General features: G+C 64.8%; 12 protein-coding genes and 1 tRNA gene. 10 read left to right on the forward strand and 3 right to left on the reverse strand.

Annotated elements, in window-relative coordinates; translation table 11 throughout:
- Nucleotides 1–32: 32 nt before the first annotated feature.
- Entirely contained in the window at nt 33–947 is a 915-nt protein-coding gene (locus ATE64_RS14735; RefSeq protein WP_058456941.1) for a LysR substrate-binding domain-containing protein, read from the reverse strand.
- A 109-nt stretch (nt 948–1,056) separates the two neighbouring features.
- Between ATE64_RS14735 and ATE64_RS14740 the strand changes: the two genes are divergently transcribed.
- The 6 genes from ATE64_RS14740 to ATE64_RS21225 all read left to right on the forward strand — a co-directional run bounded on the left by ATE64_RS14740 (nt 1,057) and on the right by ATE64_RS21225 (nt 7,232).
- Nucleotides 1,057–1,821 carry a phytanoyl-CoA dioxygenase family protein gene (locus tag ATE64_RS14740; protein ID WP_058456942.1) on the forward strand — a complete coding sequence of 255 codons (765 nt, stop codon included), beginning with the start codon at nt 1,057–1,059 and terminating at the stop codon, nt 1,819–1,821.
- Between the two features lie 11 nt (nt 1,822–1,832).
- Nucleotides 1,833–2,462: an NAD(P)H-dependent oxidoreductase gene (locus ATE64_RS14745; RefSeq protein WP_058456943.1), complete on the forward strand. Its 630-nt coding sequence runs from the start codon at nt 1,833–1,835 to the stop codon at nt 2,460–2,462.
- Between the two features lie 89 nt (nt 2,463–2,551).
- Nucleotides 2,552–3,745, forward strand: coding sequence for an aminotransferase (locus tag ATE64_RS14750; RefSeq protein WP_231729153.1), 1,194 nt, complete (start codon nt 2,552–2,554; stop codon nt 3,743–3,745).
- Between the two features lie 22 nt (nt 3,746–3,767).
- Nucleotides 3,768–4,967 (forward strand): acyl-CoA dehydrogenase family protein, encoded by a 1,200-nt coding sequence (locus ATE64_RS14755; RefSeq protein ID WP_058456956.1) that lies wholly within the window; start codon nt 3,768–3,770, stop codon nt 4,965–4,967.
- Entirely contained in the window at nt 4,967–5,950 is a 984-nt protein-coding gene (locus ATE64_RS14760; protein WP_058456944.1) for an acyl-CoA dehydrogenase family protein, read from the forward strand. The genes ATE64_RS14755 and ATE64_RS14760 overlap by 1 nt, the downstream gene beginning before the upstream one ends.
- A 226-nt stretch (nt 5,951–6,176) precedes the next feature.
- Entirely contained in the window at nt 6,177–7,232 is a 1,056-nt protein-coding gene (locus ATE64_RS21225; protein WP_082657806.1) for an integrase arm-type DNA-binding domain-containing protein, read from the forward strand.
- A gap of 265 nt (nt 7,233–7,497) precedes the next feature.
- Here ATE64_RS21225 and ATE64_RS14770 read toward each other — a convergent pair whose 3' ends face one another.
- Complete coding sequence (locus tag ATE64_RS14770; protein WP_058456946.1) at nt 7,498–8,013, reverse strand: glycine zipper 2TM domain-containing protein; 516 nt, start codon at nt 8,011–8,013, stop codon at nt 7,498–7,500.
- A gap of 347 nt (nt 8,014–8,360) precedes the next feature.
- Between ATE64_RS14770 and ATE64_RS14775 the strand changes: the two genes are divergently transcribed.
- The gene (locus ATE64_RS14775; RefSeq protein ID WP_082657807.1) at nt 8,361–9,128 is read left to right on the forward strand and encodes a serine hydrolase domain-containing protein; all 768 of its coding nucleotides are present in this window, start codon (nt 8,361–8,363) and stop codon (nt 9,126–9,128) included.
- A 250-nt stretch (nt 9,129–9,378) separates the two neighbouring features.
- Here ATE64_RS14775 and ATE64_RS14780 read toward each other — a convergent pair.
- A tRNA-Leu gene (locus tag ATE64_RS14780) sits at nt 9,379–9,465 on the reverse strand.
- A gap of 306 nt (nt 9,466–9,771) precedes the next feature.
- Between ATE64_RS14780 and ATE64_RS14785 the strand changes: the two genes are divergently transcribed.
- The 3 genes from ATE64_RS14785 (at nt 9,772) to ATE64_RS14795 (ending at nt 15,302) form a co-directional block, all read left to right on the forward strand.
- Nucleotides 9,772–11,364: a hypothetical protein gene (locus ATE64_RS14785; protein ID WP_058801289.1), complete on the forward strand. Its 1,593-nt coding sequence runs from the start codon at nt 9,772–9,774 to the stop codon at nt 11,362–11,364.
- 89 nt (nt 11,365–11,453) lie between these two features.
- The gene (locus ATE64_RS14790) at nt 11,454–14,246 is read left to right on the forward strand and encodes a TonB-dependent receptor (protein WP_058457355.1); all 2,793 of its coding nucleotides are present in this window, start codon (nt 11,454–11,456) and stop codon (nt 14,244–14,246) included.
- Nucleotides 14,247–14,420: 174 nt separating this feature from the next.
- Complete coding sequence (locus ATE64_RS14795) at nt 14,421–15,302, forward strand: type II secretion system protein N (RefSeq protein WP_082657909.1); 882 nt, start codon at nt 14,421–14,423, stop codon at nt 15,300–15,302.
- Nucleotides 15,303–15,307: the final 5 nt, after the last annotated feature.

The following is a 15,307-nucleotide window of genomic DNA, read 5'->3' on the forward strand; positions in this document are numbered from 1 at the left end:
CGGGCATCTGACAGCCACCCAACCACCGGACGCTAATTGGAAGAAACGACCTTTCGCACATGCGCGAGGCACGCTGTCGTCTCGCGCGCCACATCGGCATTCAGCCACGCGACGATCTCGGGCGTTGGCCCGATGTCGGGCTCGAGCAGCGCGAAATCGAGATAGACCGGCGGCGCGATCGGCCGCACCGCAACGTTCAGCCGGTGGAACAGCGGGGCGCTGAACGGTTCGGCGATCGACACGCCGAGCCCCGCCTCGACGAAGGCATATAATATCTGCGAATGCTGCGTCTCCAGCCGCCGCGACACCGGGATGCCCGAATGGTCGAGCGCAGCGTCGATCCCGTTCCACAGCGCGTCGGCCTCGTGCATCGGGCCGATGAACTCCTCCCCCGCCAGATCCGCCACCGCGAGTTGCGGCCGCGCCGCAAGCGGGTGGTTCGCGGGCAGGATGCAGACATATTCGGCGCGCGCGAGCAGCGTCGACCTGATGCCTTCGCGCCCCGGCGCATCGACCCCGATGCCAAGGTCCGCCTGCCCCAGGAAGACGCGTTCCTCGATCGCGCGCTGGCCCAGCGATTCGACCGTGATCTTGATCTCAGGATAGAGGATGCGAAAGCGCGCGATCACCGCGGGCAGCACCGACATGGCGATGGCGGCCAGCGCCGCGATGCGCACCGTGCCGACCGGGTGCGCGCGGATACGCCGCGCCGCCTGGTCGAGCAGGTCGAGCCCCGCGTAGCTTCGCCGCACCGCTTCGTACAGCGCCTGCGCCTGCGCGGTCGGATGGACGCGCGCGCCGCGTCGGTCGAAGAGCCGGAACCCCACGGCCCGCTCCATGTCGGCGATCAGCCGGCTCACCGATGGCTGGCTGATGTTCAGCATCGTCGCGGCGGCGGTGATGCCCCCGCTTATCATCACGGCGCGAAACGCCTCGACCTGCCTCATTCGCATGAGCCATAGTATAGACGTATGGCTGAGGGATGCAATTCGATTGGATACGATGGCCGATTTGGGGGTATCGAGTCGCTATCGGATAAATCCGGGAGAGACGGAAATGGATTACGCGGCTCAGCGCGAACAGTTCGCGACCGAAGGCTATGCAGTGTTCGAACGCATTCTCGAAGGCCCGCTGCTCGACCTGCTGCGCGAGGAATGCGGTCGCGTCATCGAGCGCGAGGACGCCCGGCTCGACGCTTTGGGGGTCGAGGTCGACGGTATCAGCCACAAGGGCAAGCGCTATTTCGCCGGCGAATGCCAGCGCAAGCAGCCCGACCTCAGGAAGATGCTGTTCAGCGAAACGATGGCCGACATCTGCCGCGCGACGCTCGGCGACGACGCCTATTTCTTCTACGACCAATATGTCGTGAAGGGCGCCAGCGAAGGCATGCCGTTCAGCTGGCACCAGGATTCGGGCTATGTCGTCGGCAATGGCGGCCCCGCCGACCACAAGCCGTACCTCACTTGCTGGTGCACGCTCGACGATACCACGGTGGCGAACGGCACCGTGCGCATCATGCCCTTTTCGCAGGCGCCCGAGACGCGCAAAGGCATCGTCCCGCACGTCCGTCAGCCGGGGAGCAACGATCTGGTCGGCTACACCGGCGACGATGAGGGTGTGACGCTCGAAGTCCCTGCGGGCAGCGTTGTCGCCTTTTCCAGCCTTGCGCTCCACGCGACCGGATCGAATTCAACCCCGAACATGCGCCGCGTCTATCTGGCGCAATATTCGCCCGAGCCGATCCTCAATCCCGGCACCAACCACCTTCGCCGCAACGCGATCGCCTTCCTGCGCGGCGGTAGCCAGGTGACCTTCAACTAAGGGAGAGCGTGATGATCGATCGTCCCATTTCCGTCCGCCGTCCGCGCATCGTCGCGCTGGGGGGCAATGCCACGACCGGCGGCTCGGCAGAGCGGCTGCTCCGCCACGCGCTTGCGCGCTGCGAGGCGCGGGGTGCCGATACGATGCTGTTCGCGGGCGAAGCGATCGACCTGCCGCTCTATGCCCCCCACCATAGCGAGCGGTGCGCGAAGGCAGAGGCGCTGACCGGCGCGCTGCGCGATGCCGAGGGGATCATCGTCGCGTCGCCCGCCTATCACGGTACCGTGTCGGGGGTGGTCAAGAATGCGCTCGACTATGCGCAGGATCTCGTCTCCGACGCGCAGCCCTATTTCGATGGCCGTGCCGTCGGGCTGGTCGCGGTCGCGGGCGGCTGGCAGGCGGCGGGAAGCACGCTCGCGACCTTGCGTTCGATCACCCATGCGCTGCGCGGCTGGCCGACCCCGATGGCGGTCACCGCGAACAGCAGCCAGCCGCTGTTCGATCCCGACGGGCTGCTGACCGACGAGGGTATCGCGGTGCAGATCGACATCATGACGAGCCAGGTGATGATGTTCGCCCGGATGAAGGCGGCTTACGACCCCGCCGGGGCCCAGCGGCAGCCGGAGGTCCAGCGGGCATAGAATCCGCGGCCCGGTTGCCCGAAGGGCGACGCACGGCTGCCCCCTTTACAGCGTCCCTCGGTGCGAACATCGTGTGCAAACCGCCACCCATGACGCGCCGGAGCATGATGCCCGCCATTCACCCGATTTACGACGCAATGGCGCCGACGATCTTCGAGCATATGTCGGGGCTCGCCCGCGCGCACGGCGCGATCAATCTGGGGCAGGGGTTTCCCGACGGGCCGCCGTCGCCCGACATGCTGAACGCCGCCGTGCGCGCGCTGCACGAAAGGTCGCAGCAATATCCCCCGGCCTGGGGGATCCCCGAACTGCGCGAGGCGATCTGCCGCTTCTATGCGCGGCGGCAGGGAATGGCCCTCGAGAGCGAGCAGGTGATCGTGACGTCGGGCGCGACCGAGGCGCTTGCCGCCACCTTCCTGTCGCTGGTCGGGCCGGGCGACGAGGTCATCCTGTTCCAGCCCGCCTATGACAGCTATGCGCCGATGATCCGGCGGGCGGGCGGCACGCCGGTGTCGGTCCATCTTCGCCCGCCCGGCTGGCACTATGACGCCGATACGTTGGCGCGCGCGATCACGCCGCGCACGCGGGCGCTGGTGCTGAACGATCCGCTCAACCCGGCGGGCACGGTCGCGAGCGCCGCCAAGCTTGCGATGATCGCCGACCTGTGCCGGCGGCACGATCTGGTCGCGATCTGCGACGAGGTGTGGGAGGATGTCCGCTTCGACGGAATCGCGCACCGGTCGCTCGCCTCGCTGCCCGGCATGGCGGCGCGTGTGGTCAAGATCGGGTCGGCGGGGAAGATTTTCGGGCTGACGGGGTGGAAGGTCGGATGGCTCTGCGCTTCGCCCGGCATGGCGCGCGCGATCGGGCGTGCGCACCAGTTCCTGACCTTCACGACGCCGCCGGCGTTGCAATGGGCGGTCGCCGAGGGTCTGGACCGGCCAGAGGGCTGGTTCGCGCCGCAGCGTGCTGCCTGGGCCGCGGGCCGCGAACGTTTGGCGCAGGGTTTGACCGGCGCGGGCTTCGCCGTCCTGCCCGGCGCGGCGACATGGTTCCTGTGCGTCGACCTCGCGGCATCGGGACTCGCGATCGACGACCGCCTGTTCAGCGAGCGCGCGGTGCGGGAGGCGGGGGTGGCGTCGATCCCAGTTTCGGCGCTGTGCGAGGGCGGCGGCCCGACGTCTATCGTCCGCCTGTGTTTCGCCAAGGAGGGTGCGGTCCTCGACGAAGCGGCCGCGCGCCTCGCGCGCTTTCGGGAGCGATTGGCGGAGGAAATCGGTTGATCCCGATGCGCGCGGCTGCAATGTGCCGCCAGCCGCGTGTAGGTGCGGGCGAGAAGCGGGAGGCGGGACGCTGTTCGACACATTGAGCCTGGCGGCGTTGCCGCCCGAAGACGAGGCGATCCGTCCCGCGATCCGCGCGCTCGTCGCCGAGGCGGTCGCGGCGCTGCCCGACGATCGCCGCGCCCGGTCGTGGGCGGGGTTCGATGCCGCGTTCAGCCGGCGGCTCGGCGAGGCCGGCTTTCTGGGGCTGACGCTCCCCAAGCGCTATGGCGGGCACGAGCGCGGACCCTTCGCGCGCTTTGTGGTCGTGGAGGAGCTGTTGTCGGCAGGGGCGCCGGTCGCGGCGCACTGGATCGCCGACCGGCAGAGCGCGCCGCTGATCCTCAATTTCGGGACCGAGGAGCAGCGGCAATATTATATCCCGCGCATCTGCCGCGGCGAGCTGTTCTTCTGCATCGGAATGAGCGAGCCGGGGTCGGGATCGGACCTCGCCAGCGTCCGCACCCGCGCGGCGCGGACCGAGACCGGCTGGCGCGTCAACGGGCAGAAGATATGGACCACCAACGCGATGCACAGCGACTATATGATCGCGCTGCTCCGCACCTCGGGCAGCAGCGAGGATCGGCACGCGGGCCTGTCGCAGCTGATCATCGACCTGAAGGCGCCGGGCGTCACGGTGCGGCCGATCGTCGATCTGGCCGGCGACGCGCATTTTGCCGAGGTGTTCTTCGAGGATGTCGACCTTCCCGCCGAGGCGCTGATCGGCCATGAGGGCGAGGGCTGGAAGCAGGTGACCGCCGAGTTGGCGTTCGAACGCAGCGGGCCCGAGCGCATCTATTCGAGCGTCGTGCTGCTCGATGCGTGGATCCGCCACCTGCGTGGCGCCGGGCGCGACGACACCGCGACGCTCGATCTGGTCGGCGATTTCACCGCGCGGCTTGGCGTGCTGCGCGCGATGTCGATCGCCTGCACCGCGCGCCTCGCCGCGGGGGAGAGCCCGGTCGTCGAGGCATCGCTGGTGAAGGACCTGGGCACCAGTTTCGAACAGGAGCTGCCGGTGGCGATCGGCGCCGATCTTGCCGCGTGGCCGGACGAGGCGGTCGATGCCGAGCTCTACCGGACGCTACTCTACGTCACCCACCTCGCGCCCAGCTTTTCGCTGCGCGGCGGGACGCGGGAAATCCTGCGCGGCATCGTCGCGCGCGGCATGGGATTACGCTGATGGACGCTGCGGATCTGATCGAACCCTTCGCGCGGATGCTCGATACGATCGCGGCGCCCGCCGCGGTGCGCGCCGTCGAGCATGGCGGCAGCGCCGATGCGATGTGGGCCGAGGTTGCGGCATCGGGCTTTCTCGACGCGCTGGTCGGCGAGGATGCGGGCGGCGCCGGCCTGCCGCTCGCGGTCGCCAATGCGCTGTGGCAGGAACTCGGGCGGCGCGCCGTGCCGCTGCCGGTCGGCGAGACAATGATCGCGCGCGCGCTGCTCGCCGCGGCCGGACGGCCGATCCCCGACGGACCGGTCGCGCTCGCCGTTGCCGGCCCGGATCGGCGCACCGTCGTGCCGTTCGGGCGGGTCGCGCACCATGTTCTGGTCGAGAGCGAGGGGAGGCTGCATCTGGTCGCGGTTGCCTCGGGCGACCCCGAAGCAACCGGCGTGACCGGCGACCTCTCGGCGGTGATGCGCTGGGACGCTTTGCCGGACGCCGACGCCTCCGCCGCGCCCGAAACCGGACTGCGCGCGGTGGCAGCGGTGCTGCGCGCCGCCTTGATCGCGGGGGCGGCCGACCGGCTCGTCGAAATGACCGCAGCCTATGCGAACGAGCGCATCCAGTTCGGCAAGCCGATCGGGCGCCAGCAGGCGCTGCAGCAGACGATGGCGGTCATGGCCGAGGACGCGGTTGCCGCGCGCATCGCGTCGCAGCTCGGCTGCGCGGGCGCCTTCCCGCCGGCGCTCGCGGCCGCCGCCACGGCGAAGTCGGTCGCCAGCAAGGCGGCGGCGCGGATCGCGGCGAGCGCGCACGCCGTTCATGGCGCGATCGGAATCAGCGAGGAATACGACCTCCAGCTCTTCACCCGCCGCCTGCACGCGTGGCGGCTGGCCGACGGGTCGGAAAGCTATTGGAACCGGCGGCTTGGCAGGCTGCGTATGGGCAGCGAGGCGGGATCGGTCGATTTCACGCGCGCCGAGCTGTTCTCGGCATAAGCGGCCCCCGGCCCGCCGTTGCGGCGCTGCCAAAACTCTCTAGCAAGAGTGTGATATCAGGGGACGATTTGGCGCTTTCGTCCAATCGCGACCCGGTCGCGGGGTGTAATTGCGCCTTGCGACCCAGAAGAGTTCTTCCTCGTTCGAGGACGGAAATCTTCATCTGGCGCCCGCCGGTTCCATTCCGGCCGGCGCTTTTTTTGTCCGCGATCGCCGCCCCGCCCGAATGGCCGTTAGAAAAGCCGCCGGAGCGACACCCAAAGATCATGCTTCACGTCGATCGCGGAGACCGGCGTTTAGCCTCGGCAAGGCGCGCCCTTGCGGGGCGATCCTGGATCACTGCTGCTTTTTTCGAAGTCCCGCAGGACTGTTTGGTGCGGTCGAGAGGGAAAAATTAAGATCCCAGCGCAGCGCAGCGCACCTCACCGATCATCGAATTTACTCTCATATTTTGATATGCTTACCTCATCCAATATCACTCCGTCTCATCCAATCTTATGCGTTGAGGTGGACTAGAAGGTGGACCCGTTTGCGCATAAACGCCCTTTCGAAATCGAGTTCGGTTTCGCTCCCGCCTGGCAAGCATGCCGACGGCCAAGGGTTGTGGTTTGTGAAGCGAACACAGGGAACGGGTAAGTGGTTTTTATGCCTCACCATAAATGGCCGCCGCCGTGAAATGGGGCTTGGGCGATGGCCGGATGTATCCATAGCTGAGGCGCGGGAAAAAGCAGAGGCTGCTCGGCGAACCTTTCGCGAGGGGAAAGACCCGGTCTTCGAAAGAGCTAAGCTAAAGTGCGTAGCCAAGCCGCTGACGGCCAGGGAGGTAATTGACGACTGCTTCGAGGCCAGGAAAGCCGAACTGAAGGGGGAAGGCAAAAACGGTAGGTGGATGAGCCCGCTTCTCGTCCACGTGATTCCCAAGATTGGCCAATATCCCATCGAGGAGGTAGATCAGCATGTACTGAAACAGACGCTGGCGCCGATTTGGCATGAGAAAGCGGAGTCTGCTGAAAAGGCACTCAACCGCATCCAAATCGCGCTGCGGCACCCAGCCACGCTCGGGCTGTCGGTCGACCTTCAGGCTACGATGAAGGCCAAGGCGCTCCTTGGCAAGCAGCGGCGAACCACGACCCATATTCCTTCCATGCCCGATGCTGAGGTGCCCTCCTTTTATAAATGGTTGAAGGGACAAACGACGGTGTCAGCAAGCGCGCTTCGCCTTCTGATCCTGACGGTGTCCCGTACTACCGAGGTCCGCCTCTCGGCTTTCCCAGAATTCTAAGAGGAAATTTGGACCCTACCGGACGAGCGCACGAAAACGGGCATTGGCCGCTGAATTCCACTCGTTGCCGAAGCGCAGGAGATTGTGCGAAATCGCGTTGCAGCATCAGGCACGAACTTTCTGTTTCCAGCATACTGCGGCCAGCCAATTTCGGACGCCGCAATGGCGACGTTGATGAAACGCGCCGGTCTCGAAACCCGGCCGCATGGATTCCGGGCGAGCTTTCGAACTTGGGTCGAGGAGAAGACGGATGCCCAGTTCGAAGTCAAAGAATCTTGCCTGGGTCGTCGCGGTCGTAATAACCGTTCGCTGATGCGGGCACCCATTCGCCGCCCGGTCGATAGTCGCCTTCTCCGCGACTGGACGCCGCGTAAGTGACCCAGCGGCCATCGCTGCCATATCGACCGTTGGGCGGACCATCGACCCATATCCCGTCACGATTATAATAGCCGCGGGCATCGGAGGAGTTCACCCCGGTGGCGTGCCAGCGATTTTCATTGTCGTAATAGCCAAAGGCATCGCGGCAATCGCGCGTCGGTTTGGCGATCTGGTTGGCGAGAACGGCTCCTGCGGCGGCGCCGACCACGGTTCCGACCGTCTTGTCGCCACGACCGGCGACGACATTGCCGAGCACGCCGCCGGCCGCCGCTCCACCGATGGTGGCGACGACGCGCGTCGAGCGCTGTTCTTCGCAGGTCGCCTGCGACTGCGTTCGTGCGCCGGCGATGGACGGAACAAGGGCGATGGCGGCGATATTCGCCGCGAGAATAAACCTGTACATTTGGGGGCTCCTGGAGCTGACAAGATGCCGCTCGCAATTAAACAACGCTCAGTATTTTTTATAGTTCCCCTATTTCCCCCGTTTCCTGAAATTATGGTTTCAAGATTCGATTTATTTTTTCATATCATGATAAATATATTGGGTAATTTATATTGTTTCTAATCGGGATTTTATCAACGGTCTTGGTAGACGGGTGGGAGATTTGATGAGATGTGCGCAGAATATCCCCGTCGCCGCCTGAGCCGGCACGCGAAAAATCAGGCTGAAATGACGGGCGGGAGTGAACGCACCGCTGGCCTTGCACCAAACAGCCTGCCGCGGGCGATCAGTCGCGCCCTGCGGCCCATATCGTCGTCACAGTTGGCTACGACCCCGATCGAATTACAGTACGTCAATTATTGAGTCACAGCGCTGGACTTTTCGATCACGCCAGTGACCCGCGATTTGCCGAAACCTTTATGGCCGATCCCGGACGCGTTTGGACTCCGTCTGACCTCTTAGGGCTAATGACCGAATATGGTGATCCGCGGAGCGTACCCGGAATGGAGTTCAGTTATTCGGACGATGGCTATATCCTGCTCGGCAATATCATCGAACGCATTACCGGCAAATCGCTGGCTTCGGCAGTTCGTGAGGAGCTTGGCTTTTCTCGCATCGGGGTGCTCGACACATGGTGGGAAATTCTGGAAGAGCCGCCCGCCGGCGTCGTTCCTAGGACCCGTCAGTGGATCGGGAATCGTGAGGTAACGAACGTTCACGCCTCCGTCGATCTCTTTGGAGGTGGGGGCTTGCTAATGTCGGCGCGCGACATGGCGATATTCTGGAAGGCGCTCTTCGAGGGCAAGATATTTGCTCAACCCGGTACCCTCGATGAGATGCTGCGGCAGGGATCACATAAAGACTCTGATCGCTACCGGCTGGGAATGTTCGCCGAACAATTCAATGGCCGAACATTCTACTGGCACAGCGGGTTTTGGGGAACTTATGCACTTTACGATCCGGCCACTCGGACAGCAGTAGCCGGAGTAACGACGCAGCAGTTGGCCTTTCGAGATTTGGTGGCCATCGCGCGTAGGCAGGTGCAAGGGCTTGAGAGCCAAGGGACTGAACATTAGGCGCCACGGTTTAACGACCGCTAACTGAAACTCCTCTCCATTAGCTGCCTGACCGCTGTCGGCCAGTTGCTGCCATATTTGTTTGCGATGCGTTCAAAAATAACAACAATTTGAATGAGATATCCTGGCGACATCGCGCTGACGCCGGAAGGTCGATGCTGGACTGCATTCACAAGGTGGACCGTAAGGTGGACTGCAAATTGCAAAAATCGACCTAAGACTTTGAAAATACGCCATATTCTGGCGATGATGGTGCGGTCGAGAAGACTCGAACTTCCACGGCCTTTCGGCCACAACGACCTCAACGTTGCGCGTCTACCAGTTCCGCCACGACCGCACATCATGATGGTCCGGATCGCGTCCGGCACCAGGTAGGAGCGGGCGCCTAGCAAAGCTTTTCGGGCGATGCAAGCGAGCTGGGGCGCTTTTATTTTTTTGCAGGTGCGAAGCCAGAAGTCCGCGGCTTCGGCGGGTGTCACCAAATGGACTCCAAAGAGTCATCCAACTGTCATCGCTCTGGCGTCAGACCGTCATCGAATCACCCTAGTGGCGGCGGCACCGGGGGCAAGGTGGTGCTCATCCTTCGTTCGCCGGTGGTTTATCACAGCGCCCAACGCGGCGCACACCGGGAACGGAGAATTTCATGGCGGCTTTCGCACGCGTTCGTTTGATCATGCTCACCAGCGTGGCCTGTTCCACCCTTGCCGCGTGCGGCGCCGACGACATCGCGTCGCCGGGTGAAGGTGGCACGATCATTATCAACCCGACCCCGACCCCGCCGTCGGTGACTCCGGCTGCGGGCTGTCCGACGATCAGCGGTGGTTCGCTGACCGACAGCGGCACGATCAACAATCCGTCGATCGGCAGCTTCCGCGTCTGCACCCTGCCGTCCGTCATCACCGGCAGCACCACGCTGCCCAAGATCGCCGGCTTGGTCTATCGCATCAACGGCCGCGTCGATGTCGGTTCGGACCAGGGGCCGACCGAAGAAACGTCCGATCCGGCCGACGTCGTGCTGACGATCGAACCGGGTGTCATCCTTTACGGCGAATCGGGTCCGTCGTGGCTGAACGTCAACCGCGGCAACCGCATCTCGGCCGTCGGCACGCCCACGCGCCCGATCATCTTCACCAGCCGTGACAATATCCAGGGCCTGAACACCGAGAATTCGTCGGGCCAGTGGGGCGGTGTGGTGCTGAGCGGCCGCTCGCAGATCACCGACTGCGCATCGGGCACCGCGACGCCGGGCACCAACGCCTGCGAACGCCAGACCGAAGGCGCGGTCGACCCCGCGCTCTATGGCGGCGTGCTCAACAACGACAACAGCGGCCGGATGAGCTATGTCCAGATCCGCTTCTCGGGCTATATCCTGTCGGGCAACAGCGAACTCCAGTCGCTGACGCTGCAGGCGATCGGTTCGGCGACGCAGATCGACCATATCATGTCGTACAACAGCTCGGACGACGCGCTCGAAGTCTTCGGCGGGCACGCCCATGTGAAGCATTTGATCGGTATCGGCGCCGAGGACGATAACCTCGACACCGACGTCGGCGCGAAGGCGAACTTCCAGTACGGCATCATCGTGCAGCGTCCGAACGTCGGCGACGCGATGATCGAGGCCGACACCGACAATGCGTTCGACGGCAACACGCCGCGCCAGAACACCCGCGTCGCGAACTTCGTCTTCTACCAGAATTCGCAGAACGCCTCGGCGGACCAGGCGTCGATGCTGCTGCGCGGCGGCACCGACTATGGCGTGTACAACTCTGTGCTGGTCAGCCCGAACAACCCCTGCCTGCGCATCAGCCGCACGCAGACTGCCTCGGGTACCCAGGACGCGGCGATCGACGAGTTCGGCGCCCCGATCTTCCGTTCGGTGCTGATGCAGTGTTCGTCGACGAAATATATCGACAGCGGCATCACCGCCGGTGCGACGGCGGCCATCTTCGGCACGGGTACGAACGGCAACAATGACGCCTATACGCCGACGCTGACCAGCCTCTACATCAACGGCGCGACCGAAACGGCCGTGACGCCGTTCAACGTCTCGACGCTCAACGGCCAGACGTTCAACTCGATCGAACTGACCCGCGCCGGCTTCTTCGACCAGACGACCTATATCGGCGCGGTCAAGGATGCGACCGACACGTGGTTCCAGGGTTGGACCTGCAACAGCGCCACCGCCAACTTCGGTACGGGCAACACCGGTCTGTGCACCTCGCTGCCGACCTTCTGAGGCTTTTGGCTTCGACCGGGAGGGAGCGGCGCGCGCCGCTCCCTCTCGCATATCTTCCAGATTTTTAAGGATCCCAAGGGGTGATCGCCATGTCCAAGCCGCTCCCGCTCGCCAGCCTGTTGTTGATTTCCACGGCGCTCGTCGCGCCCGCCACGGCCATGGCGCAGTCCGAGCCGGGCACGGAAACCCCCGCGCCGCCCGCGGCCGACCCCGCCGCCGAAACGCCGGTCGATCCGGCCGACCCCGCCGCCGAAACGCCGGCCGACGTGGCCGCCGAAGAGGCCGCCCAAGACGAAACCGACGTGTCGATCCCGGGGGCCGAGATCGTCGTCACCGGCCGCCGCAACGCCAATATCGAGCGCACCGCGCCGCAGGTCGTCTCGGTACTCGGCGCCGCCGATATCGCGCGGACGGGCGAGGGCAATATTGCCGGCGCGCTGGGGCGCGTCACCGGCCTCAGCGTCGTCGGCAACGGCTTCGTCTATGTCCGCGGCCTTGGCGACCGCTATTCGCTCGCGCTGCTCAACGGTTCGCCGTTGCCGAGCCCCGAGCCGCTGAAGCGCGTCGTGCCGCTCGATATCTTCCCGAGCGGCATCATTGCCTCGTCGCTGGTGCAGAAAAGCTATTCGGCGAATTTCCCCGGCGAGTTCGGCGGCGGCGTGATCAACCTCACGACCAAGGCAGTCCCCCGCGATCCCTTCCTGACGATCGGTGGCAGCATCGGCGGCAATTCGGAAACCACCGGCCAGCTCGGCTACACCTATTACGGCACCGGCAGCGACTGGACCGGCTTCGGCGATGGCGGCCGCAACCTGCCGTCGGCCTATCGCGCGTGGCGCGCCTCGGGCCTTCGCATCAACGATCCCAGCGTGAACCAGCAGGCGATCGCCGGCCAGTTCGTGACCGCGCGCAATGCGCTCGTCCAGACGAACAACGACATGCCCGTCAACTGGGGCGCGAACATCACCGGCGGCAAGTCGTGGACGATCGGCGGCACCGAGATCGGCCTGATCGCGACAGCGGGCTATACCAGCAAGTGGCGCACGCGCGACGTGACGCAGCAGACCGCGAACGCGCTCGACCTGTCGTCGCTCAACACCAATATCAATCGCGTGATCACCGACAACCGCGTCGTCGTGAACGGCCTGCTGGGCCTCAGCGCCGAATTCGGCGAAAACAAGGTTCGCTGGACCAGCCTTTATATTCGCGACACGATCAAGCAAGCGCGTCTAGGCGCCGAGGATCGCCCGTTGACCGCCGACTCCAACCCTGGCGTCAGCTTCCAGTACCAGGACACCGCCTGGTATGCGCGCCAGTTGATCGACACCCAGTTCGTCGGCGAATTCCAGCCGTTCGACGACCTCGATATCGACGTCCGCGCGAGCTATGCCAATTCGCAGCGCGAAGCACCGTTCGAGCTGAGCTTCCTCTATAGCCGGTCGAACAGCGCGACCGATCCCTTTGGCCAGTTCTTCACCAACACGCTGAACACCGGCCAGCGTCCGGGCAGCGCATCGATCGCCTTTTCGGACCTCAACGAAAACCTCTATTCGGCGGGGATCGACTTCACCTACGAGATCGCGCCGGGCATCAAGGCGGTCTATGGCTATGCCTATAGCGACACGAACCGCGTCACCGAACGCCGCGACTTCCTGTTCCAGGGCAACAACGATATCCCGCTGGCCGTGTCGCTGCTGCGTCCCGACCTGCTGCTGTCGCAGGCGGTGATCTGTTTCCCGCCGCTCAATCCGCCGACCGACCCCAATTGCCCGGCCAACCCGAGCCCGACGGGGATCAGCCTGGTCGACAGCACGGGTTCGAACCCGACGTTCCGCGCGATCCTGCGCAACCATGCGGCCTATTTCCAGATTCAGGCCGACCTTCTCGACGGGCTGAACGTCAACATCGGCGCGCGCTACGAAACCGCGGTCGAGCGCGTGAGCGCGGTGCAGGTCTATACCGTCAACCCGACGCTGCCGCCCGACACCAACCTCAATCGCAATTACCTGCTTCCCGCCGCGACGATCACCTACGAAATCCAGCCGCAGATGCAGGTTCGCCTCAGCGCCTCGAAGACGATCGCGCGGCCGCAGTTCCGCGAACTTGTGTTCCAGTCCTATTATGACCCGGACACCAACCGGAGCTTCCAGGGCAACCCGCAGCTTGTCGACAGCCAGCTCTACAATGCCGAAGGCCGCCTCGAATGGTATTTCGCGCCCGAACAGCGCGTGTCGATCGGCGGCTTTTGGAAGAAGATCAAGAATCCGATCGAAACCTATGCCAGCTTCGACGGCAACAGCGTGACGACGCGCTTTGCCAACGCGCCCGAAGCGACGCTCTATGGCGCCGAGTTCGAAGTGCAGAAACATTTCGATCTCAGCGGCTGGGGCGACGGCTTTTTCGCGACGCGCCGCGGTGTGTTCATCGGCAACTATACCTGGTCGAATTCGAAGCTGAAGGTCGGCGCCGACGATCCGGTCAAGGCCTTCCCCTTCACCGGCGCAACCCTGGCCAGCCAGTTCTTCCGCGACGGGGCGCCGCTGACCGGCCAGTCGGACCATCTGGTGAACGTCGAATTCGGCCTCGAGGATACCGAAAAGCTGTCGCAGCAGACGATCCTGATCTCCTACGCGTCGGACCGCATCACGCGGCGTGGCCCGTCGGGTCAGCCCGATATCTTCGAAAAGCCCGGCATCCAGGTCGATTTCGTCGCGCGGCAGGGCTTCCCGCTGTTCGGCAAGGAGCTGGAGATCAAGTTCGAGGCGCGCAATATTTTCGGAACCAAGTACAAGGAACTGCAGCAGAATGGTGACAACACCATCTACTACAACCTGTACAAGACCGGCACGACCTTCTCGCTTGGCGGGTCGCTGAAATTCTGAAGAAATCCCCGTGCGTGATCCCGGCTGTGGCCGGGGTCACGCCCGAGGCAAGCCGTGCAGGGCGGACTCGCCCGGCTGACAAAAAACTGTAATCTTCCTGTCAACTGATTGTCACCGATCGTCCCTAGGCGATTCGCGAGACCGTTTTTCAGTCTGGGGGACAGGGACAAGTTCATGGCAACGCTGATGTCCGGATCGGCCGTTCGGTTGCCGCGCGTGCTGCCCGCCTGGCTCCGCGCCGGCAAGCGGTCGCCGCGCGCGATCCTCCCGCTGCTCGTCATCGGACTGCTCGGCGCGCTGCTCGTCTGGCAGAGCGTCCGATTGCTGTGGACGCTCGTCGTGCCGCTGTCGCCGCTCGGCGCATGGCAGCCGCAGACCGCGGTGATCGCATCGCCCGCCGAACGCCGCGCGCTCTTCGCCGGCTTCGATCCTTTCTTCCGTAACGCCGTGCAGGGGCCCGCGAGCGCCACCGTCACCTCGGCAGGGCTGACCCTGTTCGGGGTCAACATCAACGAGGCTACCGGCGGCGGTTCGGCGATCATCGCGGGCGAGGACGGAATCCAGACCAGCTATGCCGTCGGCGACGAGATCGCGCCGGGGCTGAAGCTTGTCGGCGTCGCCTTCGACCATGTGCTGCTCGACCGCGGCGGGGCGCGCGAAAGCCTGTTCCTCGACCAGAGCGCCGCGGCGCCGGTCGCAACCCCGGGCGCGGCGCTTCCGGCGCCGACGCCCGAGCCCGGGTCGGCGGGCGCGAACGGCGTCTCGCCGAGCGGCGAGATTTCGCCCGACGCCCTGAAGGCGGGGGTTGCCTTCGCGCCGCGGGCCGAGAATGGCAAGGTCACCGGCCTGCTCGTCCAGCCGCAGGGCGACGGCGCCGTCTTCCGCGCCGCTGGCCTGCGCCCCGGCGACGTCATCCGCTCGGTCGGCGGCCGCCCGATCGGTTCGGCCAGCGACGCCGCCTCGCTCGCGAACCAGCTTTCGCCCGGCGCGCGGATCTCGGTCGAGGTCGAACGCGGCGCCAGCGTCGTCCCCATCGCTCTCATCCTCTCGAAATAACGGAT

Origin of the sequence: Sphingopyxis sp. H073, from assembly GCF_001468395.1 — a bacterium.
In the GTDB taxonomy this organism is placed as follows: Bacteria; Pseudomonadota; Alphaproteobacteria; order Sphingomonadales; family Sphingomonadaceae; genus Sphingopyxis.

What these genes read in the sequence shown, in the direction of transcription:
- ATE64_RS14770 (WP_058456946.1), bottom strand. Translation starts at nt 8,013, where the DNA reads ATGTACAGGTTTATTCTCGCGGCGAATATCGCCGCCATCGCCCTTGTT.
- ATE64_RS14735 (WP_058456941.1), bottom strand. Translation starts at nt 947, where the DNA reads ATGAGGCAGGTCGAGGCGTTTCGCGCCGTGATGATAAGCGGGGGCATC.
- ATE64_RS14740 (WP_058456942.1), top strand. Translation starts at nt 1,057, where the DNA reads ATGGATTACGCGGCTCAGCGCGAACAGTTCGCGACCGAAGGCTATGCA.
- ATE64_RS14760 (WP_058456944.1), top strand. Translation starts at nt 4,967, where the DNA reads ATGGACGCTGCGGATCTGATCGAACCCTTCGCGCGGATGCTCGATACG.
- ATE64_RS14750 (WP_231729153.1), top strand. Translation starts at nt 2,552, where the DNA reads ATGACGCGCCGGAGCATGATGCCCGCCATTCACCCGATTTACGACGCA.
- ATE64_RS14785 (WP_058801289.1), top strand. Translation starts at nt 9,772, where the DNA reads ATGGCGGCTTTCGCACGCGTTCGTTTGATCATGCTCACCAGCGTGGCC.
- ATE64_RS21225 (WP_082657806.1), top strand. Translation starts at nt 6,177, where the DNA reads ATGGCCGTTAGAAAAGCCGCCGGAGCGACACCCAAAGATCATGCTTCA.
- ATE64_RS14790 (WP_058457355.1), top strand. Translation starts at nt 11,454, where the DNA reads ATGTCCAAGCCGCTCCCGCTCGCCAGCCTGTTGTTGATTTCCACGGCG.
- ATE64_RS14795 (WP_082657909.1), top strand. Translation starts at nt 14,421, where the DNA reads ATGGCAACGCTGATGTCCGGATCGGCCGTTCGGTTGCCGCGCGTGCTG.
- ATE64_RS14745 (WP_058456943.1), top strand. Translation starts at nt 1,833, where the DNA reads ATGATCGATCGTCCCATTTCCGTCCGCCGTCCGCGCATCGTCGCGCTG.